Source organism: Xanthomonas axonopodis (assembly GCF_001304695.1).
GTDB lineage: Bacteria > Pseudomonadota > Gammaproteobacteria > Xanthomonadales > Xanthomonadaceae > Xanthomonas > Xanthomonas axonopodis.
The window spans coordinates 1-23,620 of record NZ_JFAQ01000149.1 but is presented as its reverse complement, the minus strand read 5'-3'; the positions used below and the strand labels follow the sequence as shown (position 1 = coordinate 23,620).

Here is a 23,620-nt window from a genome sequence, read left to right as displayed (position 1 = left end):
TCTTTGTTCAGAGCTTCCTTAGATTAAAACTAAAATTCCGTATGTTAGCTAACGCCTGCGGAAACGCAGGCGTTTCTGCAAGAAATGAAACGCCAACTTAATTCCATCATCCAGCTACAGCACATCTGGCGGATTGAACGCTTCACACATTCAACAACAGAAACTCCCGCTCCCAAGAGCTGATCACCCGAAAGAACGTCTCATATTCTTTCCGCTTCACCGAGATGTATGCACGCACGAAACGCCGCCCCAATATCTCCTGCAATGCCTCGCAGCCTTCCAGCTCATCCAGCGCTTCGCCCAGCGAGCGCGGCAAATCGTAGCCTTGCTCCTTGCCGTTGCTGCTGATTGGCGCAGTCGGTTCGAGCTTTTCGCGAATGCCCAGCAATCCGCACGCCAGCGTCGCCGCCATCGCCAGATACGGGTTGGCATCGGAACCGGCGAAGCGGCTTTCCACCCGCATGTTCTGCGGCGCATCGATAGGCACGCGCAGCCCGCAGGTGCGGTTGTCGAAGCCCCACAGCACGTTGCTCGGCGACACCTCGCCGAACATCAACCGCCGGTATGAATTGACGTTGGGCGCCAGCAAGCCCATCGCCATCGGAATGTACTTCTGCAGGCCGCCAAGATAATGCGCAAAGGTATCGCTGAAGCCGCCTTCGCGCTTGCCGCTGAACACGTTCTTGCCGGTGCCGACATGCAGCAGGCTCTGGTGGATATGCATCGCACTGCCTGGCTCGGTTTCCATGGGTTTGGCCAGGAACGTGGCATACACACCGTGCCGCAGCGCGGCTTCACGCATGGTGCGCTTGAACAGGAACACCTGGTCCGCGCGCGACATCGGGTCGGCATGGGTGAAGTTGACTTCCAACTGCGCGGCGCCGGATTCGTGGATCAGCGTGTCCACGTCCAGCTCCATCGCATCGCAGTAGTCGTACATCAGGTCAAGGATGGGGTCGAACTCGTTGACCGCGTCGATCGAGTACGACTGCCGCGCCGTTTCCGGGCGCCCCGAGCGCCCCGCCGGCGGCAACAGTGGAAAGTCGGGGTCGGTGTTCTTTTGCACCAGGAAGAATTCCAGCTCCGGCGCCACCACCGGTTGCAGCTTGGCCTGGGCGTAGGCATCGAGCACGCGGCGCAGCACATTGCGCGGGGCAAGTTCGTGCGGCTGGCCATTCCTGGTATAGCAATCGTGGATGACCTGCGCAGTGGGGTCGGCGGCCCACGGCACCATGCGCACGGTGCTGGCATCCGGGCGCAGATGCATGTCCGAATCCGATGGCGAGGTCAGCGCGTCATAGTCGTCGGGGAAATCGCCGGTCACCGTGGTGGCGAAGATGCCCTCCGGCAGGCGCGTCCCGTAGTCATGCGAGAACTTGTCGGCCGGAATGATCTTGCCGCGCGCGTTGCCGGTGATGTCCGGCACCAGGCATTCCACTTCGGTGATGCTGCGCTCTTTCAGCCAGCGACGCAGTGCGCTCTCCGGCTGCTTGGGCGTGGTGTTGCGCGAACGGGTGCGGATGGACATGCAACCTCACTTGCCGCGTCGCGCGGCGTATTGGCGACAGGCCTCGCCGAAGGCCTGAAAGATGGCACGGTAGAACGGATGCTGTGTGACACGCCATTCCGGATGCCACTGCACCGCCAGCAGGAACCCCGGGCCGGGGCCGCGGAACGCTTCGATCAGACCATCCGGCGCGGTGGCTTCGACCAGCAAGCCCTTGGCCAGCGTGGCAATTCCCTGCCCGTGCAGGGAATTGACCCACACCTGGGCGCCATCGCTCATGTCCGCCAGCCAGCCGCCCGGATGCAGGTGCACCACATGCGCCGGGCCGTACTGCGTGTCTATCGGTGTGCTGCGGTCTTCCCGGTGGTCGGCCAGGCCGGGCACGTCGTGCACGCGCTGATGCAGGCGCCCGCCCAACGCCACGTTGACCTCCTGCAGCCCGCGGCAGATCGCCAGCACCGGCAGCCCACGCGCAAGTGCCCGCGGAATCAGCCCGAGGCTGGTGGCATCGCGCGCCGGGTCGTGCGGATTGCCTTCCCAACTGGGCTCGTCGCTGTAGTGATGCGGCTCCACGTTACTGACCGCTCCGGTCAATAACAGCCCATCCAGCCGCTTCAGCCACGTGCCTGCATCCAATGCCGGCTGCAGGCTGGGCAACAGCACCGGCATGGCACCTGCGGCCTCGACCACCGCGCAGATGTACTTCTCGCCGGCGGCCAGGAACGGATGAGGCCCTTGCAGGATGCGATCGGTGGGCAGACCGACCAGCGGAACGACAGCCATGCGCGAAACTCCGATGCGTTGGGTGATACGTCGATACGCTCGACGTTACCGCGCCATCGCCGGCATTGCCAAGCGCGCCGCTGCGCCTGCGATTGCTCACGCGCGCTTTGCTACGCTGCGCGGCGACTTCGCAGGTGTTGCCCATGGCTTCCGAGAACTCCATCACCTCCCTGCCCGCTGCCGATGCAGACACCCTCTCTCGCATCGCCGGGTGCGAGTCCGTCGATCTGTTATTGCCCGACACCAACGGTGTGCTGCGCGGCAAGCGCGTGACCGCCGATGCGCTGCGCAAGGTGTATCGCGACGGCGTGTGCCTGCCGATGTCGCTGATCGCCACCGACATCACCGGCAACACCGTGGAAGAAACCGGGCTTGGCTACGCGATCGGCGACGCCGACCGCATCTGCCGGCCGATCGAAGGCTCGCTACGCCCGGTGCCCTGGGCGCCACGGCCGATGGCGCAGCTCTTGCTGGCGATGCATACACCCGAAGGCGGGCTGTTCGAGGTCGCCCCGCGCGCGGTGTTGCAGCGCGTGTTGCAGGGGTTTGGCGCATTCGGCCTGACCCCGGTCATCGCAGTGGAGCTGGAGTTCTATCTGTTCGATGCGGTCGCCGATGCACAGGGGCGCCCGCAGACCCCGCGCGACCCGATCACCGGCGCGCGCAGCGACAGCACACAGGTGTATTCGCTGCAGGATCTGGACGACCAGCGTGGCTTCACCGATGCGGTCACCGCCGCTTGCAGACAGCAAGGCATTCCTGCCGACACCGCGGTGGCCGAGTACGCACCCGGCCAGTTCGAAATCAATCTGCAACACCGTGCCGACGCGGTGGCCGCCTGCGACGAGGCGGTCTTGCTCAAGCGCACCATCAAAGCCATTGCGCAGCACCAAGGCAAGCTGGCCAGCTTCATGGCCAAGCCGTTCCCCGGCCAGGCCGGCAGCGGCCTGCATCTGCATGTCAGCCTGCTCGATGCCGCCGGGCACAACGTGCTGGCCAGTGCGGCCGATGCGCCCGCGCAGCCGCTACGCCACGGCATCGCCGGGCTACAGCGGCATGCGGATGCCTCGCTCTTGATGTTCGCCCCGCATGCCAACAGCTATCGCCGCTTCGTCAGCAATGCGTTCGTGCCGCTGGATGCGAGCTGGGGCTTCAATAACCGCACCGTAGCGCTGCGCATCCCGCACAGCGATGCGCATAACACCCGCATCGAACACCGCATTGCCGGCGCCGATGCCAACCCGTATCTGGCCGCTGCCGCCGTGCTGGCCGCGATGCTGGACGGCCTGCGGCAGCCGGCCGAACCCAGCGCGCCCGTCACCGGCAATGCGTACGCGCGGTCGGTGTTCACCCCGCGCAGCTGGCAAGGCGCGGTGGACGCGTTCCTCTGCAGCGACTTCATCGCCGAGCAGTTCGGCACGCAGTTCCAGCACGTATTCGGCCAGCAGAAACAACGCGAGCTGCTCGACTACCAGGCGCAGGTCCCCGACCTGGATTACGCGCGGTACCTGCGCACCGTGTGATGGCTTACCCGCACACGCCACTGCCGCACCGCGATTCAGCGGGCAACGGGTATCCGGACAGCTGGTACGCGCGCAGCACGCCAGCCCTGCCCCCACAACCATGCCTGCAAGGCGCCGAGCACGCCGACGTCTGCATCCTCGGCGGTGGCTATACCGGCCTCACCGCTGCGCTGGCGCTGGCCGAGGCCGGTTACGCGGTCATCGTGCTGGAAGCCCGGCGTGTGGGCTGGGGCGCGTCCGGGCGCAATGGCGGGCAGGCCATCGTTGGCTACGGCTGCGAGCAGGAAACGCTGGAAGCGCTGGTCGGCAACGACGATGCTCGCCTGTTGTTCGATTTATCGCGTGACGGCATGCGCCTGCTGCGGGAGCGCATCGCGCGCCATGCCATCGCCTGCGACTGGCGCGACGGCCACGCGCATGTGCCGCTGAAGCCGCGTCAGGTGCAGGCGCTGCAACACGGCATCGTGCGCATGGCCGAACGCTACGACTACCCGCTGCAATGGTGGGACCGCGCACGGACCCGCCAGGTGCTGGACAGCCCGCTGTACCTGGGCGCCATGTTCGACCCTGCCAGCGGCCATCTGCATCCGCTGGCCTATGCACTGGGCCTGGCACGGGCCGCGCTGGGCGCCGGCGTGCGTATCTACGAAGACTCGGCCGTGACCCGGCAGCAGCCCGGTGCACGCGTGGTGATGCACACCGCCCACGGCAACGTGACCGCCGCGTTCGGCGTGATCGCCGGCAACGCCCTGCTGCATGGCATCGCCCCGCAGCTGGAGCAGCGCATCATGCCGGTCGGCACCTATGTCGGCGCCACGCCGCCGTTGGGCCAGGCCCGCGCACGCGCCCTGATCGCCAACGACATGGCGGTCGCCGATACCAATTGGGCGCTGGATTACTATCGGCTCAGTGCCGATCACCGGCTGCTGTTCGGCGGACGCGCCAGTTATTCCTCGCGTCCGCCTGCGGGCCTGCAGCGCCTGATGACCCGACGCATGCACACGGTATTCCCGCAGCTGCACGATGTGCCGCTGGAAACGCTATGGGGCGGCTACGTGGACATCTCGCGCAACCGTGCGCCGCACTGGGGCAGGCTGGCGCCCAACCTGTACTTCGCACAGGGCTTTTCCGGACATGGCGTGGCGGCCACCGGCCTGGCCGGCCAGGTCATCGCCGAGGCCATCGCCGGCCAGAGCCGGCGCCTGGACGTGTTCGAACGCATCCCGCATCGCCCGTTCCCCGGCGGGCAGCGGCTACGGACCCCGCTGCTGGTGGCAGCGATGAGCTGGTATCGGCTGCGCGATGCGCTGTGGTGAGCGCCCCGCTCTGGAACATGGTGCTCAAGTTTTGGCGAGCAGGGCCGTTAGTTGACCTGACGGTTCGATCCAGACGGCCAGCTGATGTCTCCAAGTACCCTATATCGCAATAGTGAAAGTGCAGTCCTGCCGCAGCGCGTGCTGTTGGTGGAGAACTCGCGCACGTTCACCAACATGCTGCGCGAAGCCATCGAGCAACGCGTGGAACTCTCGGTCACGGTCGTCTCGACCCTGGCCGAAGCCGCGCGCGTGCTCGATGAAGAGGACGGCTGGTTCCTGGTCCTCACCGGCCTGGTGCTGGTGGACGGCGACCGCGACAAGGTCGTGGAATTCTTTCTCTCGCGCAAACTGCCCACCGTGGTGGTCAGCGGCGTCTACGACGAAGACCTGCGCCAGCGCGTGCTGCAACAGCAGATCATCGATTACGTGCTGAAAAATGCACCGGGCAGCATCGAATACCTGGCATGGCTGGTGCAGCGCCTGGAGCGCAATCGCCGCATCGCCGCCCTGGTGGTGGACGACTCGCTGTCGGCACGCACCTATGCCGGCGCATTGCTGTCGATGTACGGCTACCGCGTGGTGCTGGCGGCCGACGGCGCTGCCGGCCTGGAAGCGATCGAACGCGACCCCGGCATTCACCTGACCATCGTCGACCAGGAAATGCCTGGAATGGATGGCGTGGAATTCACCCGCCGGCTGCGCGCGATCCGCTCGCGCGACAGGGTGGCGGTGATCGGCATTTCCGGCAACAGCGATTCGTCGCTGATCCCGCGTTTCCTGAAGAACGGCGCCAACGACTTCCTGCGCAAGCCCTTTTCGCGCGAAGAATTCTTCTGCCGCGTGTCGCAGAACATAGACCAGTTGGAACTGATCGGCACGCTGCAGGATCTTGCCACCCGCGACTTCCTCACCGGCCTGCCCAACCGGCGCTATTTTCTGGAACAGAGCCAGCGGGTCATTCCCAAGCTGCTGTCGCAGGACCAGACGGTCACCGCCGCGATGGTGGATATCGACCATTTCAAGCACATCAACGACACCTGGGGCCACGAAGCCGGCGACCAGGCGTTGCGTGCGGTGGCCGCGTCAGTGTCCGGGCATGCGCGGCCGCAAGATCTGGTCGCACGTTTCGGCGGCGAAGAATTCTGCCTGCTGGTGCCCGGGCTGGATGCCGCCAACGCCACCAGCTATTTCGAAACCCTGCGCGAACGCATCAGCGCCCTGCGCGTGCGCGTGGGAGACGAGACATTGAGCATGACGGTGAGCATCGGCGTATGCACTGCCAGCGAAAGCGACCAGTCGCTGCATTACCTGCTCAACGAAGCGGACAAGCACCTGTATCTGGCCAAGGCCGGCGGCCGTAACCAGGTGCGCCTGGCAAGCTGATCCTGCGTCGTCTGCAGGTCCAGGCGGCCCGTGCGGACGACGCGCCTGCCGCCATGCCTTGATCCAGATCAACGCGCTGCCGGTGCGTGCGGCTTACCGTATGCCCATCGCATTGGGCAAGGTACTTCGATGGCACTGCTGGTCTGGCAGGACGACCTCAACACCGGGATCGAGGTCATCGATCATCAACACCGGCGCATTGTGGACATGATCAATCAGCTGCATGTTGCGCAGACCAGTCTGCAGCGACTGGCAGTGGCGGAGGTGATCGACGAACTGATCGATTACACGCTCTCGCACTTCGCCTTCGAGGAAGAACTGATGCAGGAAGCCGGCTATCCCTTCAGCCAGGCGCACCAGCGCGTGCATGCGGTGTTCGGCAAGCGTGTGGGCGAATACCGCCTGCGCTTCCAGGCCGGCGAAGACGTCAGCGACGCGCTGCGCAACATGCGCTCACGCTGGCTGTTCAACCATATTCGCGGCGACGATCAGGCCTATGCACCGCAGGTGATCGCTCACCTGAACCGGTTTTCGCGGACCCACCAGCACGGTGGTTGGCTGGGCCGCACGCTCAAGCGGATGTTCGGCTAGAAGCCGGATCAACGCCGCGGCGCTGCAGCAGCGCTTTGATGCGCGCACGCTATCGCATCATCGGGCGCCGCCGCGTTGCTGCACGATCCGGATACTCCATCACCCGTCGCGATCTCCGCTCAGCGACGCCACCGCCGCGCCACTACCAGCGCCACCAGGCTCAGCACGGCCGCCCCGCCCAGGTAATACCCCACCGATCGCACGCCGTAACTGGCCGCCAGTTGCGTGGCCACGTAGGGCGCCGGTGCCGCGCCCAGGATGCTGGCCAGATTGAACGACAGCGATGCGCCGGTGTAGCGCACCTCGGTGGGATACAGCTCGGCCAGCAGCGTGCCGCAGGGACCATAGGTCAGGCCCATGAAGAAAAATCCCAGCGACAGGAACGCCAGCACCTGCAACGGGTGGCTGGCCTGAAACAGCGGCGCAAACGCCAGGCCGAATGCCACGATGACGATGCTGGCCAGCATCATCGCCAGCGGCGCGCCGTGCCGGTCGCCAAACTTGGCCGACAGCGGAATGCCGAGCGCGAAAAACACGATGCCGGCCATCTGCAACAACAGAAATTGTTCCTTGTCGTAGCCCAGCGTCTTGGTGCCGTAGCCAAGCGCGAACACGGTCATCAGATAAAACAGCACGAAGGTGGCGAACGCGCCAAGCGTGCCGACGATCAGTGCCGGCCAATGCTGCGAAACCACGGTGCCCAGCGGCAGCCTGACACGCGTCTTGCGGTCCAGCGTCTTCTGGAAATCCGGCGTCTCGGTGATACTCAGGCGTACCCACAGCCCCGTCAGGACCAGCAACGCACTGGCCAAGAACGGCACGCGCCAGCCCCACTGCATGAATTGCGCATCGTCCAGCACTGCGCCCATGCCCAGAAAGGTGCCGGTGGACAACAGGAACCCCAGCGGCCCGCCCAGTTGCGGAAACATGCCGTACCACACGCGCTTGCCGGGCGGCGCGTTCTCGGTGGCCAGCAGCACCGCCCCGCCCCATTCGCCGCCCAAACCCAGCCCCTGGCCGAAGCGGCACAGCGCCAGCAACGCAGGCGCAAACACGCCGATCTGCGCGTAACTGGGCAGCAGGCCGATGGCCACGGTGGACAGCCCCATCGTCAGCAGCGCCGCCACCAGCGTGGCCTTGCGCCCTACCCGGTCGCCGAAGTGACCGAACACCGCCGAACCCACCGGCCGCGCGACAAACGCGACCGCAAAGGTCGCCAACGACTGCAGCATCGCCACACTGCCATCGCCGGCAGGAAAGAACAGCGTGGGAAACACCAGCACTGCGGCGGTAGCGTAGATATAGAAATCGAAGAACTCGATGGTGGTGCCGATCAGGCTGGCCAACAGCACGCGCGCTGGTGAATTGATGTGTGCGGCAAGCGGCGTGGCGGCAGTCATCGTTGATCGGCATCCAGGAGCAAGACGGCCGATTCTGGCAGATCGCGGCACTGCTTTGCGCAGGCAAACCGGGCGGCAAAAAGTTACAGGCGTGACCGACGGCGCCGTGGATCGCGTCCTACTCCTCTTGAACCAGACGTGTTTGCAGAAGTGTCCGGCAACGCGTCGCCGGAGATCGTCAACTGCTCAGCCTGCAAGGTGTGAGGTCGTCGCGTTTGCTGCAGGGCCCTCGCCCGCCCACCATCGCAGGACACGCCGCAAGTACGTCCTTGCAGGCTCCGTGGCGGCATCCCTGCCGCCAAGGGTCCCGCGACGGTGGGGCAAGGACCAGTTAAGTTGGTCGTTCTGCACAGCTTTCAAAAGCAGCAGGAACTCGCTCAACCGCTCTGTGGCGCCTGCGCTGCTGATCGCTGCGTCTGCTCCGCCAAACCGACCGGCGTCAGCACCGCAAATTGCCGCTCGCCGCGCTCTTCCACGCGCACCCAATCCGGACCCGCTTGACCGTCCAGGTTTGCCGTCCCCAACCAGGCGAGCGTGCGCAACAGCACGCTCATGCGCACGCCGAGGTGCTTGCATAGCCGCGCCAGCGACACGCCATCGGGCGCGTCGGCAAGCACATGCAGCAGTTGCGCGGTGAGCTGCGGATCAGCGGACAAGCACCGCTCCGATATCGCGCGGTGCCGCGTCGGCGGTTTCGGCGCGGTGCGGCAGCACGATCACCGGAATCGACTTGGAGGTCGGCGTACGCGCCTCGTCGGCGAAACTGGACAATGGCACCAGCGCATTGGTTTCCGGGTAGTACGCGGCCAGGCAGCCACGCGGGATGTTGTAGTCCACCAACAGGAAACGCCGCGCCTCGCGGCGCACGCCGTCCTCGCACAGGCTTTCCAGGTCCACCCAATCACCCGCCTTCATGTTCAATGCGGCGATATCGGCCCCATTGATGAACAGCACACGGCGCTCGCCGAACACGCCGCGATAGCGGTCGTCCAACCCGTAGATGGTGGTGTTGTATTGATCGTGCGAACGCGTGGTGGCCAGCGTAAATACCATCTGCTCGGCGTGGCTACGACGCGCGCGATGGATGGGGTTGTCGGTGGGCACCGCATGCGGCTTGAACACCGCGCGTTGTTCCGGCGTCAGCCACTGGCGATCGCGCGCGGTGTTGGACAAACGGAATCCACCCGGCGTACGCACGCGCTCGTTGAACCCGGCAAAGTCCGGAAACACCTGTGCGATGAGATCGCGCACACGGTCGTAATCGCCCACCAGCCAGCGCCAGCGAATCGTGCTGCGTGCGCCCAGCGTGGCTTCGGCCATGCGCGCCACGATCGCCGGTTCCGACAGCAGGTCCGGCGAGGCCGGCGGATTGATGCCGGCCGACAGGTGTACCATGCTCATCGAATCTTCCACCGTCACGCCTTGCGAGCCGGCATCCTGGATGTCGATCTCGGTGCGCCCCAGGCACGGCAGAATCAACGCATCGCGCCCATGCACCAGGTGGCTGCGATTGAGCTTGGTGGTGACATGCACGGTCAGTTCGCAGTTACGCAACGCGCGGTGCGTGGCATCGGTATCCGGCGTGGCGGCGGCAAAATTGCCGCCCATCGCGAAGAACACCTTGCCGCGCCCATCCAGCATCGCCTCGATCGCACCCACGGTATCGAACCCGTCTGCGCGTGGCGGCGCGAAGCCGAACACCGATTGCAGCTTGTCCAGAAACGCGGCCGGCGGCTTTTCATAGATCATCATCGTGCGGTCGCCCTGCACGTTGCTGTGCCCGCGCACCGGGCATACACCGGCGCCAGGCCGGCCCAGGTTGCCGCGCAGCAGCAGCAGGTTGGTGATCATGTGGATGGTCGCCACCGAGTGCTTGTGCTGGGTGATGCCCATGCCCCAGCAGGCAATCACGCGCTCGGCATTGAGATAAATCTCGCCGGCCTTGCGCAGCGCGGTTTCGTCCAGTCCGGATTCTTCGACGATGGTGTCCCAGCTTTCCGCACGCACATCGGCAGCGAATGCCTCGAAGTTCGCGGTATGCGCCTGAATGAACTCCAGGTCCAGCAAGCGCGGCGTGCCGTCGCGCTGCGCCTGCGCATCGCGTTCGAGCACATGCTTGATGATGCCCTTCACCGCAGCCAGGTCGCCGCCGATCTTGAGCTGGAAATAATCCGAAGCGATGCGCGTGGAGCCGTTGTGCAACATCTCCAGCTTGTCCTGCGGGTCGGCGAACTTCTCCAGCCCGCGCTCGCGCAGCGGGTTGAACGCCGCAATCGCCGCACCGCGCTTGGAGGCCTGGCGCAACTCGCCAAGCATGCGCGGATGATTGGTGCCCGGGTTCTGCCCGAAGATGAAGATGGCATCGGCCAGTTCGAAATCGTGCAGCGACACCGTGCCCTTGCCCACGCCGATCTGCGACCGCAGCGCGGTGCCGGAGGGCTCGTGGCACATGTTGGAGCAATCGGGGAAATTGTTGGTGCCGAATTCGCGCACGAACAACTGATACAAGAACGCTGCCTCGTTGCTGGTGCGCCCGGAGGTGTAGAAGATCGCCTCATCCGGCGTTGCCAGGCCATTGAGATGCCGCGCGATCTGCGCAAAGGCATCGTCCCAGCTCACCGGCACGTAGTGGTCGGTTGCCGTGTCGTAGCGCATCGGGTGGGTCAAACGACCCTGCCCTTCCAGCCAGTAATCGCTGTATTGCGACAGCAGGCTGACGGTGTGCGAAGCGAACAGCTCCGGCCCGGCACGACGTGCGGTGGACTCGGCCGCCACGGCCTTGGCGCCGTTTTCGCAGAATTCGAACGTGGACGTGTGGTCGCGATCGGGCCAGGCACAACCGGGGCAGTCGAAGCCGTCCGGCTGGTTGGCGTGCAGCAGCGTCTTGGCGCCCTGCACGGCGATGTCCTGTTCCATCAGGTGCTTGGCCACCGAGCGCAATGCGCCCCAGCCGCCCGCGGGATTGTCGTACTGCTTGATGGTTTTCTTGCTCATGCGGGTTCTCCCACGGCAACGCCCAGATCCAGGCGCTGCGGATGGCTGTAAACGACACAATCGTGATCGCGGGCAAACCCGATCAGGGTCAGTCCCGCACTCTCGGCAAGGCTGATCGCCAGCGCGGTAGGGGCCGAAATCGCTGCGAGCAGCGGAATTCGGGCCTGCGCGGCTTTCATGGCCATTTCGTAACTGGCGCGGCTGGTGACCACCGCGAACCCGTGCGATGCATCGATGCGCGCGCGCGCCAATGCACCGATCAATTTATCCAGCGCGTTATGCCGGCCCACGTCTTCGCGGACCAGCTGCACATTGCCCTGCGCATCGGCCCAACCGGCCGCATGCACGGCGCCGGTCTGCGCAGCGATGGGCTGCCGTGCGTGCAGCGCATCCAATGCATGCGCCAGGGCATCTCCGTCGATCTGCAGGGACGATTGCAGGACCGGCGGCACACGCAGCACCCCTTCAATGGACTCGTTGCCGCACACCCCGCAACCGCTGCGTCCGTCCAGATTGCGCCGCCGCTGATCCAACGCGGCTGCCCGCTCTGGCGGAATTTCGATCTGCAACGACGCGCCTTCCAGAAACGTCTCCACCGCGATCACACGCAAGTCCTGCGCGTGATCGACGATGCCTTCGCTCAACGAGAACCCAAGTGCGAAATCTTCCAGGTCCTCCGGCGTGGCCATCATCACCGCGAATGGCACGCCGTTGTAGATGAAGGCGACCGGCATTTCGGCCGCCACCATGTCCTGCACCGTGGCGCTGCGGCCGCCACGATGGCGACGGACCGTGCGCACCACACTGCCGGGACGCACGGAGCGGGAAGACGGACTGCTCATCTCAGTGAAACAGCACGAAGGCTTTTTGCAGCGTGACCCAGATACCGAACAGCATCGGGATACCCACCGCCAGCCAAGCGAACGCGACCAGTGAAGGGTTACCGCCATGACCGATACGCGCCAACTGCTCCGGCGGAATCACGCCGTGCCCGGTGCGGTCGACCTTCTCGTGCGCCAGCTGCTTTTCGCGTGCCAGCTCGTCAGGCGTCATGAAGTGACGCGCGGCCACCGGGCGCACCAACAGATTGCAGATCAGGCTGAGCACGAGCATGCCGGCAAGGATGTACATGGTGGTGTTGTAGACCTGTGACGGCGGGCTGCCGTGCGCCAGCTGGTACTCGCGCATGTACCGGACCCAGGATGCCGGCGGTCGCCCAGGCAGTCAGCAGCCGGCCGTGGATGGCGCCCACCATCTGGGTACCGAACAGGTCGGCCAGATATGCCGGAATGGTGGCGAAGCCACCGCCGTACATCGACAGGATGATGCAGAAGATGCCCGCGAACAGTGCGATGCCACCGATACCGCCAGCCGACGGCGCCGCTGCATACAGGCAGATGCCCAGCACGAAGAACAACGTGTAGGTGTTCTTGCGGCCGAGCTTGTCGGACATGCTGGCCCAGAAGAAGCGGCCGCCGATGTTGAACAGGCTGAGCAGACCGGTGAAGCCGGCCGCGATGGCCGCGATGCTGGCCAGCTGAGTCGGATCCAGGCTGGCGAAGCCCACATCAACGCCGATCAGACGGCCGCCGAACACTTCCTGCAACATTGGCGAGGACATGCCGATCACACCGATGCCGGCGGAGACGTTCAGGCACAGCACGCCCCACAGCAACCAGAACTGGGGAATGCCCCAGACCTTTTTCACGTGCACATGGTTGACGGTGATCATGGCGTTGCCGCTGGCCACCGGTGCGGTCCAGCCGGCCGGGGTCCAGCCGCTCGGCGGGACGCGGTAACCGAACGCGCCTGCCATCATGAAGACGAAGTACAGCGCCGCCATCACCAGGAAGGTTTCCATTACGCCTACCGAGGTCGGCGTGGCGAAATGGCGCATCAGTGCATCGGCCAACGGGCTGCCGATCATCGCGCCGCCGCCAAAGCCCATGATCGCCATGCCGCGCCGGTCCGGGAACCACTTGATCAAGGTCGACACCGGCGAGATGTAGCCCAGACCCAGGCCGATACCGCCGATCACGCCCGAGCCCAGCCACAGCATCCAGATCTGATGGAAGTGGATGCCGGCCGCCGAGATCACCAGGCCGCCGCACCAGCACAGCGCCGAGACCACGCCGGCCTTGCGCGGGCCGGCACGTTCCAGCCAGCCGCCCCAGATCGCTGCCGAGCAGCCCAGCAACACGAAGAACAGTGTGTACATCCACTGCAGTTCGCTGATCTTCCAGTCGCAGGTAGTGGCCACCATGCGCGCGAACAAGCCCATCTCGGCCGGGCACGCGATCGACTCGGTGATGCCCAGCGCCTTGGACAACGGCAGCCAGAACACGCTGAAGCCGTAGGCCATGCCGATGCACAGGTGGATCGCCAATGCTGCCGGCGGTACCAACCAACGATTGAACCCCGGCCGCGCAATGATGCGCTCCTTGGACAGTAAACCGGCCTCTGCGCCGCTGGCTGTCGCCACGGTGGATCCTTGCGTCATTCTCATTTCCCCCGAACAACCAACGATGAACTGCGAAAGCACGGCTGACGGGACTACCACCAACGCGTGGAGGGCGATGGCGACGTCCTGTCGGCCGTTCCGAATACGGTTGATAGCTGCAATCAAACAACGCGTTGCGATATGGTCAGCGACACCGACCAGGCCCAACTGGCGGTCGTCTGGCGCATCATCGGCGATCCCTGCCTGTTTGCAATGCTCACCAGCGCCTTGCAGCATTGCAAAGCGCCGCCACCACCCATGCCGCGTAAGCGTTCCTTGATGCTAGCGACCGCAGCTGCGACTAATTGACTAGTCCGTCTGCACTTCGCCAACCGCGTCGCGAAACGGTTCCCCCGCACCGGCTGCACGCGCAGCGCTGCGGTGGGTGCTGGCATCATCCGGTCCCTGCATCGTTCGACCGCGGTAAGCACGATGCGCCTGCCGTTCCCGTGCGTGTGCCGGCATCGCAGGTGACGGCCGAGGCGCCAGCTGCGTACAGTCGGCCGATCCCGCGCGATGGAGCCTGCCATGCCCGACCACCTTCCCCGCGACGACGCCGATGCGCTGCAGGCACCGACGCAGCTGGATGCCTTCTGGATGCCGTTCACCGCCAATCGCCAGTTCAAGGCACGGCCTCGCCTGCTAGCCTCGGCGCAGGGTATGTATTACCGGGATGTCGACGGCCGCCAGATTCTGGACGGCACGGGCAGGCCTGTGGTGCTGCAATGCAGGACACAGCCGCGAGCGCATCGTGGCAGCCATCCGCGAACAGGCGTGTACGCTGGATTTCGCGCCGACTTTCCAGATGGGCCAGCCGCTGCCCTTCGTGCTGGCGCAGCGGCTGGCCGCGATCGCCCCGCCGGGCTTGGGCCATGTGTTCTTCACCAACTCCGGTTCGGAGGCGGTGGATAGCGCGATGAAGATCGTGCTGGCCTACCACCGGCTGCGCGGCGAAGGCCAGCGCACTCGTTTTATCGGCCGCGAGAAGGCGTACCACGGGGTCGGCTTCGGCGGCATGTCGATCGGCGGGCTGCCCAACAACCGCAAGTGGTTCGGCCCGCTGCTGGCCGGCACAGATCATCTGCGGCACACGCTGGATCTGCAGCGCAACGCCTATTTCGCGTGGGCTGCCCGCACTCGGCGCAGAACTGGCCGACGATCTGGAACGGCTGATCACCTTGCACGATGCGTCCACCATCGCTGCGGTGTTCGTCGAACCGGTGTCCGGTTCGGCCGGCGTCATCCTGCCGCCGGAGCGCTATTTGCAGCGGTTGCGCGCCATTTGTGACCGCCACGGCATCGTGCTGGTGTTCGATGAGGTGATCACCGGTTTCGGCCGCGTGGGCAACGCATTCGCTGCGCAACGCTTCGGCGTCACCCCGGACATCATCACCACCGCCAAGGGCCTGACCAGCGGCACCGTGCCGATGGGCGCGGTGCTGGTGGCCGACGCGATCCACGACGCCTTCATGCATGGGCCGCAGAATGCGATCGAGCTCTTTCACGGCTACACCTATTCCGGCCACCCACTGGCCTGCGCAGCGGCAATCGCCACGCTGGACACCTATGCCGAGGAAGAGCTGTTCACGCGCGCGATCACGCTTGGCCCGCAGTGGGAAGAGGCACTGCACGGCCTGCGCGGCCTGCCGCATGTGATCGACATCCGCAACATCGGCCTGATCGGCGCGATCGAGCTGGCGCCACGCGACGGCGCCCCGGGCGCGCGCGGTTACGACGTCTTCGAGCGCTGTTTCCACGAGGGCGGTCTGCTGGTGCGCGTCACCGGCGATGTCATCGCACTGTCACCGCCGCTGATCGTCACCCCAGGGCAGATCGGGCAAATGGTGGAGACGCTGGGCAGGATTCTTCGCCAGGTTGACTAAGCGCGGCTGGCCACAGGCAACGACCGCAACCTTCGCTGGCGACGGGCGCCCGCGTGTCACGCACGCAGGCACCCGTCAAGCGCGCAAAGCCGGGGCAGGCTCACTACAATGCCCGCCCCGTCTCCCAGCAGTTGCCGTATGAACATCGTTGTCAAAGAAGAACTCAAGGCCTACATCGACCCGCTGACGCCCGACGAGCACGAGGCGCTAGAACGCAGCCTGCTGGCCGAAGGCTGCCGCGATGCCTTGGTGCTGTGGGGCGATGTGCTGGTGGATGGCCACAACCGCTACGGTATCTGCCAGAAGCACGGCCTGCCGTTTTGGACGGTGCAGAACCCGCGCTTCCAGTCCATGCAGGACGTGCACCTGTGGATGATCGAGCAGCACCTGGGCCGGCGCAGCGTGTCCGATTTCCAGCGTGGCGTACTGGCGTTGCGCAAGCGCGATATCCTGGCCGCGCGCCAACGCAGCCAGCGCGACGCCGACGCCGCTGCCGAAGCGCCGGCCGTGGCTGGCGACCAACCCGACACTGGCCTGGACCAGAGCAGCGCACACAGCGCTGACGACACCGACAGCCCGCCGTGGGACGAAACCTCTACCCCGGTCAGCCGTGCCGAGCTGGCCCGCGAAGCACGCCTGAGCAGCAACCAGGTGGTGATGATCGAACGCATCCATAAGCAGGCCGCGCCGGAAGTGGTACAGGCAGTCAAGGCAGGCGAAATTTCGATCAGCGCCGCCGCTGCGGTGGCCACGCTGTCGGAGGACGAACAACGCGCCGCCGCGCAGGCCGGCAAGGCCGAGCTCAAACAGGCCGCCAAGCGCGTACGCGATGCCAAGCGCAAACCCAAGGCCGACGAAGCCGAAGGTGGCGAAGCCGAACGCCGCGACATCAAGGCCCTGCAGCGCCGTGTTACCGAACTGGAAAACGAAAACGCCGCCCTGCAATCAAAGGTGACCGCACTGCAGGCGCAGCTGGAACGCCTGCGCGGCTGAGGGCGCACCCGACAGTCGACAGCAAACACGTCGTAGACAGCAACGGCCGCTGGGTCGCCCCGACCCAAGCGCAGCTGACGTACGAGGCGCGCAAGACGCGGCCACCAACCTGCGCGCGCGATGGCGCCACCTGCCGTGGACATGCCCCGGTCAAACGACTGGGTACACTTCACCGATGGAACCCAGTCTCAGCACTCCCCGTCCGATCGATCCTCGTCGTGCCCAGTTGCAGCGCATGAAGCTGTTGGCGGTGGCCTTGTTGCTGGCGATGTTCGCCGGCTTCGTCGTCAGCCACCTGATGGGCGAACACGGCATCTGGGCCTGGGTGTCGGCCTTCTGCGAAGCGGCCACCGTGGGCGCATTGGCCGACTGGTTCGCAGTGGTGGCGCTCTTCCGCCGTCCAATGGGCCTGCCGATCCCGCACACGGCCATCCTGCCGCGAGGCAAGGAACGGCTGGCCGACGGGCTGGCAGTGTTCGTGCGCGACCAGTTCCTCGCCCCGGATGCGTTGATGGAAAAACTGCGGGTGTTCGATCCCGCCAGCCGGCTGGGCGACTGGCTGGCCAAGCCTGAGCAGGCACGCATGCTGGCGCAGATGACACGCGGCTGGATGCTGCAGGCGCTGGAACTGCTCGACGAGGCAGCCGTCCGCCGCGCGATTCAAGGCTTCGTGGTCGACCGCCTGCGCAAATGGAACGCCGCCGCCACCATCGGCGATGTCATGGCCCTGCTCACCACCGACGGCCGCCATCAAAAGCTACTGGATGAAGTGCTGCTGCGGCTGGGCGAATGGCTGGACCAGGAGCAGGTCAAGACGCGCGCCTCTGCATTGATCGTGCGTTACGCGCGCCGCGAGTGGCCCAAGCTGGTCGGCACCGTGAATTGGGTCAAGCCGATCGAAGAGATCGGCGACAGCCTGGCCGACCGCATGGCGTGTGCGGCGATCGAAGAACTGCAGGACATCCTCAAAACGTCCGAGCACCCAATCAGGCTCGACTACGAAGTGTGGCTGCAGCGCTACATCACGCGCTTGCGCGACGAGCCGGAAATGGCCGTGCGCGTGGAAGAACTCAAGCAACGCGCCATCGAACACCCGGCACTGCAAGACTATGTGCAAGGGTTGTGGGGCGAAATTCGCGACGCACTGCGCAATGACCTGGCGCGCGAGCAATCGTCGATGGCCGCGCACGTGGAGCGTTCCATGCAATCGCTGGGTCGGGCCTTGTCGCAGGATCCCTCGCTGCGCGAAGCGCTCAATCAACATATGTTGCAGGCCGCGGACAAACTCACCGCGCGCATGCGCACATCGGTGACCGACCATATCGCATCGACGATGAAAAGTTGGGACGAACGTCACCTCGTCGAACAATTGGAATTGGGGGTGGGACGCGATCTGCAATACATTCGGTTCAACGGAACATTGGTCGGTGGACTGATCGGACTGATTCTTCACGCGTTGTCGATCTGGCTGTCGTTTTGATGCGGGAACGTCGATCGCCTATCCGACGTGCAGGCTTAGGGGACTGCACATAGCCGTCGCAGGTCGGGCGGCACCACGAGGTCGACGCAGGTCGGCCAGCACTCTGGGCACGTAACAGGCAAGGCAAAGGACCGAACATGCCGAAGGGCCGCTGGGATTTGCGCAGGACATACGGGCGTCGCGCATTCTTCGGTGCACTGCTGATTCTGAGTGCCGGCCTGTTCGCCGCCATCGTCACCGGCGTGTGGCTGCAACGGCAGAACGAGCTCGAGCGCCAGCAACGATTCGACTATGTGGTGCGTACGCTGGCGCGCAACATCACCGAGCGCATGTCCACCTTCGAGCATGGCTTGCGCGGCGCACGCGGTGCGGTGATCAGCGCAGGCAGCGGCATCATCAGTCGAGAACGTTTCACCTTGTACAGCCGCTCGCGGGACTATCCACACGAGTTTCCCGGGGTGCTGGGTTACGGCTATATCCACCGTGTTGCCCAGGCCGACGAGGCCGCATTTCTGCAGGCCGCGCGTGCCGACGGTGCGCCGGACATCCATCGCCGGCCGTTGGCGCCATGGGATGGCGAGCGTTACATGGTGCTGTATTTCGAGCCGGAATCCTCGGGCAACCGCCCGCTCGGCATCGATATTGCCTCCGAGCCGCGCCGGCGTGCTACCGCCTTGCAGGCCGCGCGCAGCGGCGAGCCGGTCATGACCTCGCCGATCTCGCTGTCCGGTTACCGCGTTCCCAGCGAAAGCGGCTTTCTGGTGCTGTTGGCGGTCTATCGAGAAGGCATGCCGTTGCAAACCCCGCAGCAGCGCATGCTCGCCACCAGCGGCTGGGTGTATGCGCCTCTCAGCGTCGAGCAGATGGTGCAAAGCGCATTGGTTGAGCGCGACGACGTGGCGCTGGACCTGTCCGACCGCAACGAGCCCACCCACAATTTCTATCGCAGCGGCACGCCAGCCAGCGACAGCGCGCTGCGTCCGCCGGTGGTGCGGCTGTTGCCGATCTACGGCCGCACCTGGGTCATTACCGCCCACCCCACCGCCGGCTTCGTCGCATCGCTCAACCAGAGCTCACCCTGGTTGATCGGCGGGCTGGTGATGGCCGCCGCGGTCCTGTGTGCCGCCCTGCTGGTGCTGTATTTCAGCAATGGACTGCGCCGCGAGGAAGTGCTGCGCAAACAGATGGAGCTGGCCGCGCTGGTCAGCCATTCCAGCGAAGCCATCGTTGCCGAAACCCCGGATGGACGTATCACGCACTGGAACCCGGCCGACGAGGCGATGTTTGGCTACACGGCCGACGAGGCGATCGGCCAGGACCTGACCACGCTGCTGTCGCCGCAGCCGTATGTGATGCCGGAAGTCGATCATGCCGATGCTGCACTGGCAGGCAACGCATCGGCGGCGCAGACCATGCGCCATCGCGACGGGCATCTGGTGCATGTGCTGGCCAGCAAGGCGCCGATCATCGAAAGCGAAGGCACGCCCAGCGGCCATTCGCATTTCTTCCGCGATATCTCCGACCGTGTGCGCTCGCATCAACGCATCATCGAACTCAACGGCTCGCTCGAACACCAGGTCGCCGAACGCACCAGCGAGCTGGTGAAGTTCTCGGTGCTGCAACGCGCGATCCTGGCGCACGCCGGCTACGCCATCATCGCCACCGATTCCAGCGGCTTCGTGACGCTGTTCAATCCGGCCGCCGAAAAACTTTTGGGCTACAGCGCGGCAGAAGTGATCGGGCGACGCAAGGCCAGCCAGTTCGTCGAGCCCGAGGAACTGCAGGAGCGCGCGCACATGCTGGCCGAACAGACCGGTACGCCGGTGGCGCACACGCTGGAAGCGATCGCCGCGCTCACCAGCCTTGGTCGCAGCGACACCAGCGAGTGGACCTACGTCAGCCATGACGGGCACCGCCTGCCGGTGCTGCTGACCTTGAGCACCCTGCGCGACGACCACGACCAGGTGATCGGCAATCTGGGCGTGGCGGTGGATCTCACCGAGCAAAAGCTGCACGAAAAACAGCTGCGTCTGGCGATGGATGCGGCCAAGAGCGCCAACCAGTCCAAGTCCGATTTCCTGGCCAACATGAGCCACGAAATCCGCACGCCCATGAATGCCATGCTGGGCATGCTGTACCTGCTTCAGCGCAGCGAGCTACCCGGCGCTGCGCAAGAAATGGTCGCCAAGATCGATCGCTCCGCACGCACGCTGCTGGAAATCATCAACGACATCCTGGACTTCTCCAAGATCGAGGCCGGGCGTATCGATCTGGAATGCGCGCCGTTCGATCTGAACCAGCTGTTCGACAACATCGCCGACCTGATGCGCTCCTCGCTCAGCGCCAAACCGGTGGAAATGATCGTCGAACCCCTGCCGCGCGACAGCCGTTGGCTGCTGGGCGATGCGCTGCGCATCAATCAGGTGTTGGTCAACCTGGTCGGCAATGCGATCAAGTTCACCGAACAGGGCGAAGTGGTGCTGTCGGTGCGCCGCTTCCCCAGCGGCGACCCCAACAAGTTCAAGCTGCTGTTTTCGGTCCGCGACACGGGCATCGGTATTTCCAAGGAAAAGCAGAGCGTGATCTTCTCGCCGTTCCTGCAGGCCGACACGTCCACCAGTCGGCGTTACGGCGGCAGCGGCCTGGGCCTGACCATCAGCCGGCGCCTGGTCGAATTGATGGGCGGCGAACTGGAAGTGGAAAGCGTGCCGGGCCGCGGCAGCGAATTCTATTTTGTGGTGACCCTGGAAAAATCCGCGCCACCACAGGCACAGCGCGAATTGCCGGCCTTGCCGCCGGAAGCAATGCCACGCGTGCTGATCGCCGACGACCACGATGCAGCGCTCAACAACCTGGTGCGCATCGCCACCGAACTTGGCTGGCGCGTGGATGCGGTGGCCAACGGACAGGCTGCGCTGCAGGCCATCGAAGGCGCCGCAGAGCCCTACGATATTTTCCTGCTCGACTGGCGCATGCCCGATATCGACGGGGTGGCCATCGCACGTAAGATTCGTGTACGCGCCACGCCCGGCCCGCATCCGGTTATCGTGATGGTTACCGCCTACGAACGCCGCCTGCTGGAGCAGCATCCCGAACAGCAGGATCTGGACGCGGTGATGACCAAGCCGGTGACCGGCGCGGCCCTGCACCGGCTGGTCGAACAACTGCTCGAGCAACGCCCGGGCGCCCGCCCTGCCACGCCGACATTCGTTGCGCGACGTCTGGAAGGCGCGCACCTGCTGCTGGTCGACGACAGCGACATCAATTGCGAAGTCGCCCAGCGCATTCTCGAAGGCGAAGGCGCCATGGTCACCGTCGCCCACGACGGCGAACAGGCGGTGAGCACGCTCAAACGCGCGCCCAACCTGTTCCACCTGGTGCTGATGGATGTGCAGATGCCGGTGGTGGACGGTTACGAGGCCACGCGCCGTTTGCGCCAGATCCCGGCTCTGGCCAGCCTGCCGGTGATTGCGCTGACCGCCGGCGCCTTCCGCCCGCAGCAGGAAAAAGCGCTGGAAGCCGGCATGAACGGCTTTATCGCCAAGCCATTCAACGTCGAAGAACTGGTCACTGCCATTCGTCATTTCTTGCAGCCGGGCACACGGCGCATTCCGTCGCTTCCGCACGAGGCGCAGGCGCACACCGGTCCCGAATGGGACTACAGCAACCCGGAACTGCTGGACGCCGCACGTGCACGCAGCCTGTGGCGCGAGCGCGAACCCTATGCGCGCTATCTGATCAAGTTGCTGCGCGACAACCCGGACCCGGCCGAGGTAGCCGCCGAGCATCTGCGACGCAATGAGCTGCCGGCCATCGGCGCGATGGCGCACAAGCTGCGTGGCGCGGCCGGCTCGCTCGCGCTGCCGGCGCTGGCCGGTGCAGCTGGCGACCTGGAGACGCGTATCGAGGAAGGACACGACATCACCGCATCGCTGATTGCGTTGAAAGACATCATGCAGCGTACCGCCGACGCAATCCGGGCATTTCTGCAGCATGGCGACAGCGACGTTGCCGCCGACGAGGATGGCGCTGCGTTGGATGCAGACAGCGTACAGATCCTGACATCGGCCTTTGCCAGCGACGATGCCGACCAGATCGACCATGCGCTATTGATCTGTGCGCCGCGCTTGCCGCGCGCACTGCAGGAAGCCCTGCAACGCGCGGTCGAAGATTTCGATTTCCGCCGCGCCGAGACCACGTTGCGCGAGTGGCAAACCACCCACCCGCACTAATCACGCTCTCCGAGCGTTTGGCAAGGATCGACCATGCCGTCCCGCCCCCTGCTGTGTGTCGACGACGAGTCCAGCAACCTGGCCACCTTGCGCCAGCTGCTACGCGATGACTTCGCACTGGTATTCGCCAAGTCCGGCAGCGAAGCCCTGGATGCGGTCAGCCGCCACGAACCAAAGCTGATCCTGCTGGATGTCGAATTGCCCGACATGGACGGCTATGCGGTAGCGCGCGCGCTCAAGCAGCAGCCTTCCAGCAACGCCATCCCCATCCTGTTCGTGACCTCGCGCAACAGCGAACACGACGAACGCCTCGGGCTGGAAGCGGGCGCGGCCGATTACGTCAGCAAGCCCTACTCGCCTGCGCTGCTCAAGGCGCGCATCAGCACCCAGTTGAAGCTAGCCGAAAACGCACGTCTTGCCCAGCAATACCGCGACGCGATCCATCTGCTCGGCACCGCTGGCCAGGGCCAGGACGCCGACACCGGCGCGCACATCTGGCGCATGGCGGTGTACGCGCGCGTCCTGGCCGAAGCGGTGGGCTGGTCGCCGCAGCAGGCGCAGACCCTGCAGGACGCCGCCCCGTTGCACGACGCCGGCAAGATCGCGGTGCCCGGCAGCATCCTTCTAAAGCCCGATTCGCTGGACGAACACGAACGCTCGGTGGTGCGCCAGCACCCGCAGGCCGGCCATGATCTGTTGCGCCACGGACGCGGTCCGGTGTTTCGGTTGGCAGCGGAAATCGCGCTGCATCATCACGAATGCTGGGACGGCAGCGGGTATCCCCAGGGGTTGTCAGGCGATGCGATTCCCGAATCGGCACGCATCGTGGCGGCGGCCGATGTGTTCGACGCGCTCTGCGGTCGACGCGCCTATAAAGCGCCGTGGACGGTGGAAGATGCAATGCGCAAGCTCGACAGCATGGCAGGCAAGCAACTGGAACCGCGCCTGGTGCAGCATTTCCACGCGGCGTTGCCGCAGATTCTGCAGATCAAGGACGCTTGGGACAGCCCTGCGACTTAGGGCAACGCTGATCAA

General features: G+C 65.1%; 14 protein-coding genes and 2 pseudogenes. 9 read left to right on the top strand and 7 right to left on the bottom strand.

Features of this window, described 5'->3' with window-relative positions:
* Positions 1-142 precede the first annotated feature (142 nt).
* Positions 143-1,528: a glutamine synthetase family protein gene (locus XAXN_RS13955; RefSeq protein WP_054319983.1), complete on the bottom strand. Its 1,386-nt coding sequence runs from the start codon at positions 1,526-1,528 to the stop codon at positions 143-145.
* Positions 1,529-1,534: 6 nt separating this feature from the next.
* Positions 1,535-2,290: a gamma-glutamyl-gamma-aminobutyrate hydrolase family protein gene (locus XAXN_RS13950; protein WP_054319982.1), complete on the bottom strand. Its 756-nt coding sequence runs from the start codon at positions 2,288-2,290 to the stop codon at positions 1,535-1,537.
* A gap of 143 nt (positions 2,291-2,433) precedes the next feature.
* Between XAXN_RS13950 and XAXN_RS13945 the strand changes: the two genes are divergently transcribed.
* From XAXN_RS13945 to XAXN_RS13930, 4 genes are all read left to right on the top strand, one after another.
* Positions 2,434-3,813, top strand: coding sequence for a glutamine synthetase family protein (locus XAXN_RS13945; protein WP_054319981.1), 1,380 nt, complete (start codon positions 2,434-2,436; stop codon positions 3,811-3,813).
* The gene (locus XAXN_RS13940) at positions 3,810-5,129 is read left to right on the top strand and encodes an NAD(P)/FAD-dependent oxidoreductase (RefSeq protein WP_174515480.1); all 1,320 of its coding nucleotides are present in this window, start codon (positions 3,810-3,812) and stop codon (positions 5,127-5,129) included. The genes XAXN_RS13945 and XAXN_RS13940 overlap by 4 nt, the downstream gene beginning before the upstream one ends.
* 84 nt (positions 5,130-5,213) lie before the next feature.
* Positions 5,214-6,512 carry a diguanylate cyclase gene (locus XAXN_RS13935; RefSeq protein WP_054319979.1) on the top strand — a complete coding sequence of 433 codons (1,299 nt, stop codon included), beginning with the start codon at positions 5,214-5,216 and terminating at the stop codon, positions 6,510-6,512.
* A gap of 129 nt (positions 6,513-6,641) precedes the next feature.
* The gene (locus tag XAXN_RS13930; RefSeq protein ID WP_054319978.1) at positions 6,642-7,103 is read left to right on the top strand and encodes a bacteriohemerythrin; all 462 of its coding nucleotides are present in this window, start codon (positions 6,642-6,644) and stop codon (positions 7,101-7,103) included.
* A gap of 119 nt (positions 7,104-7,222) precedes the next feature.
* Here the strand turns inward: XAXN_RS13930 and XAXN_RS13925 are convergent, their stop codons facing one another.
* The 5 genes and pseudogenes from XAXN_RS13925 to XAXN_RS13905 form a co-directional block, all read right to left on the bottom strand.
* A complete protein-coding gene (locus tag XAXN_RS13925; RefSeq protein ID WP_054319977.1) occupies positions 7,223-8,503 on the bottom strand; it encodes an MFS transporter in 1,281 nt (426 codons plus the stop codon).
* A 377-nt stretch (positions 8,504-8,880) separates the two neighbouring features.
* A complete protein-coding gene (locus XAXN_RS13920; protein WP_054319976.1) occupies positions 8,881-9,159 on the bottom strand; it encodes a hypothetical protein in 279 nt (92 codons plus the stop codon).
* Positions 9,149-11,497, bottom strand: a complete 2,349-nt coding sequence (locus XAXN_RS13915; RefSeq protein ID WP_054319975.1) for an FdhF/YdeP family oxidoreductase — start codon at positions 11,495-11,497, stop codon at positions 9,149-9,151. Before XAXN_RS13915 ends, XAXN_RS13920 begins: the two co-directional genes overlap by 11 nt.
* Positions 11,494-12,339: a formate dehydrogenase accessory sulfurtransferase FdhD gene (fdhD, locus tag XAXN_RS13910; protein ID WP_054319974.1), complete on the bottom strand. Its 846-nt coding sequence runs from the start codon at positions 12,337-12,339 to the stop codon at positions 11,494-11,496. The genes XAXN_RS13915 and fdhD overlap by 4 nt, the downstream gene beginning before the upstream one ends.
* A gap of 1 nt (position 12,340) precedes the next feature.
* Positions 12,341-13,997, bottom strand: a pseudogene (locus XAXN_RS13905) (OFA family MFS transporter).
* Between the two features lie 516 nt (positions 13,998-14,513).
* Here XAXN_RS13905 and aptA point away from each other — a divergent pair.
* From aptA to XAXN_RS13880, 5 genes and pseudogenes are all read left to right on the top strand, one after another.
* A pseudogene (aptA, locus tag XAXN_RS13900) lies at positions 14,514-15,880 on the top strand (omega-aminotransferase AptA).
* A 138-nt stretch (positions 15,881-16,018) separates the two neighbouring features.
* Positions 16,019-16,873, top strand: a complete 855-nt coding sequence (locus XAXN_RS13895; RefSeq protein WP_054319973.1) for a hypothetical protein — start codon at positions 16,019-16,021, stop codon at positions 16,871-16,873.
* A 175-nt stretch (positions 16,874-17,048) separates the two neighbouring features.
* Entirely contained in the window at positions 17,049-18,353 is a 1,305-nt protein-coding gene (locus XAXN_RS13890) for a DUF445 domain-containing protein (protein WP_054319972.1), read from the top strand.
* 137 nt (positions 18,354-18,490) lie between these two features.
* Positions 18,491-22,585, top strand: coding sequence for a CHASE domain-containing hybrid sensor histidine kinase/response regulator (locus XAXN_RS13885; RefSeq protein ID WP_054319971.1), 4,095 nt, complete (start codon positions 18,491-18,493; stop codon positions 22,583-22,585).
* Between the two features lie 33 nt (positions 22,586-22,618).
* A complete protein-coding gene (locus XAXN_RS13880; protein WP_054319970.1) occupies positions 22,619-23,605 on the top strand; it encodes an HD-GYP domain-containing protein in 987 nt (328 codons plus the stop codon).
* The last annotated feature ends 15 nt before the right edge of the window (positions 23,606-23,620 follow it).

Bases quoted from the DNA above. Each gene is read 5' to 3' on its own strand.
- XAXN_RS13945 (WP_054319981.1), top strand. From the start codon at position 2,434: ATGGCTTCCGAGAACTCCATCACCTCCCTGCCCGCTGCCGATGCAGAC.
- XAXN_RS13935 (WP_054319979.1), top strand. From the start codon at position 5,214: ATGTCTCCAAGTACCCTATATCGCAATAGTGAAAGTGCAGTCCTGCCG.
- XAXN_RS13925 (WP_054319977.1), bottom strand. From the start codon at position 8,503: ATGACTGCCGCCACGCCGCTTGCCGCACACATCAATTCACCAGCGCGC.
- XAXN_RS13880 (WP_054319970.1), top strand. From the start codon at position 22,619: ATGCCGTCCCGCCCCCTGCTGTGTGTCGACGACGAGTCCAGCAACCTG.
- XAXN_RS13950 (WP_054319982.1), bottom strand. From the start codon at position 2,290: ATGGCTGTCGTTCCGCTGGTCGGTCTGCCCACCGATCGCATCCTGCAA.
- XAXN_RS13890 (WP_054319972.1), top strand. From the start codon at position 17,049: ATGGAACCCAGTCTCAGCACTCCCCGTCCGATCGATCCTCGTCGTGCC.
- fdhD (WP_054319974.1), bottom strand. From the start codon at position 12,339: ATGAGCAGTCCGTCTTCCCGCTCCGTGCGTCCCGGCAGTGTGGTGCGC.
- XAXN_RS13930 (WP_054319978.1), top strand. From the start codon at position 6,642: ATGGCACTGCTGGTCTGGCAGGACGACCTCAACACCGGGATCGAGGTC.
- XAXN_RS13885 (WP_054319971.1), top strand. From the start codon at position 18,491: ATGCCGAAGGGCCGCTGGGATTTGCGCAGGACATACGGGCGTCGCGCA.
- XAXN_RS13955 (WP_054319983.1), bottom strand. From the start codon at position 1,528: ATGTCCATCCGCACCCGTTCGCGCAACACCACGCCCAAGCAGCCGGAG.
- XAXN_RS13915 (WP_054319975.1), bottom strand. From the start codon at position 11,497: ATGAGCAAGAAAACCATCAAGCAGTACGACAATCCCGCGGGCGGCTGG.
- XAXN_RS13895 (WP_054319973.1), top strand. From the start codon at position 16,019: ATGAACATCGTTGTCAAAGAAGAACTCAAGGCCTACATCGACCCGCTG.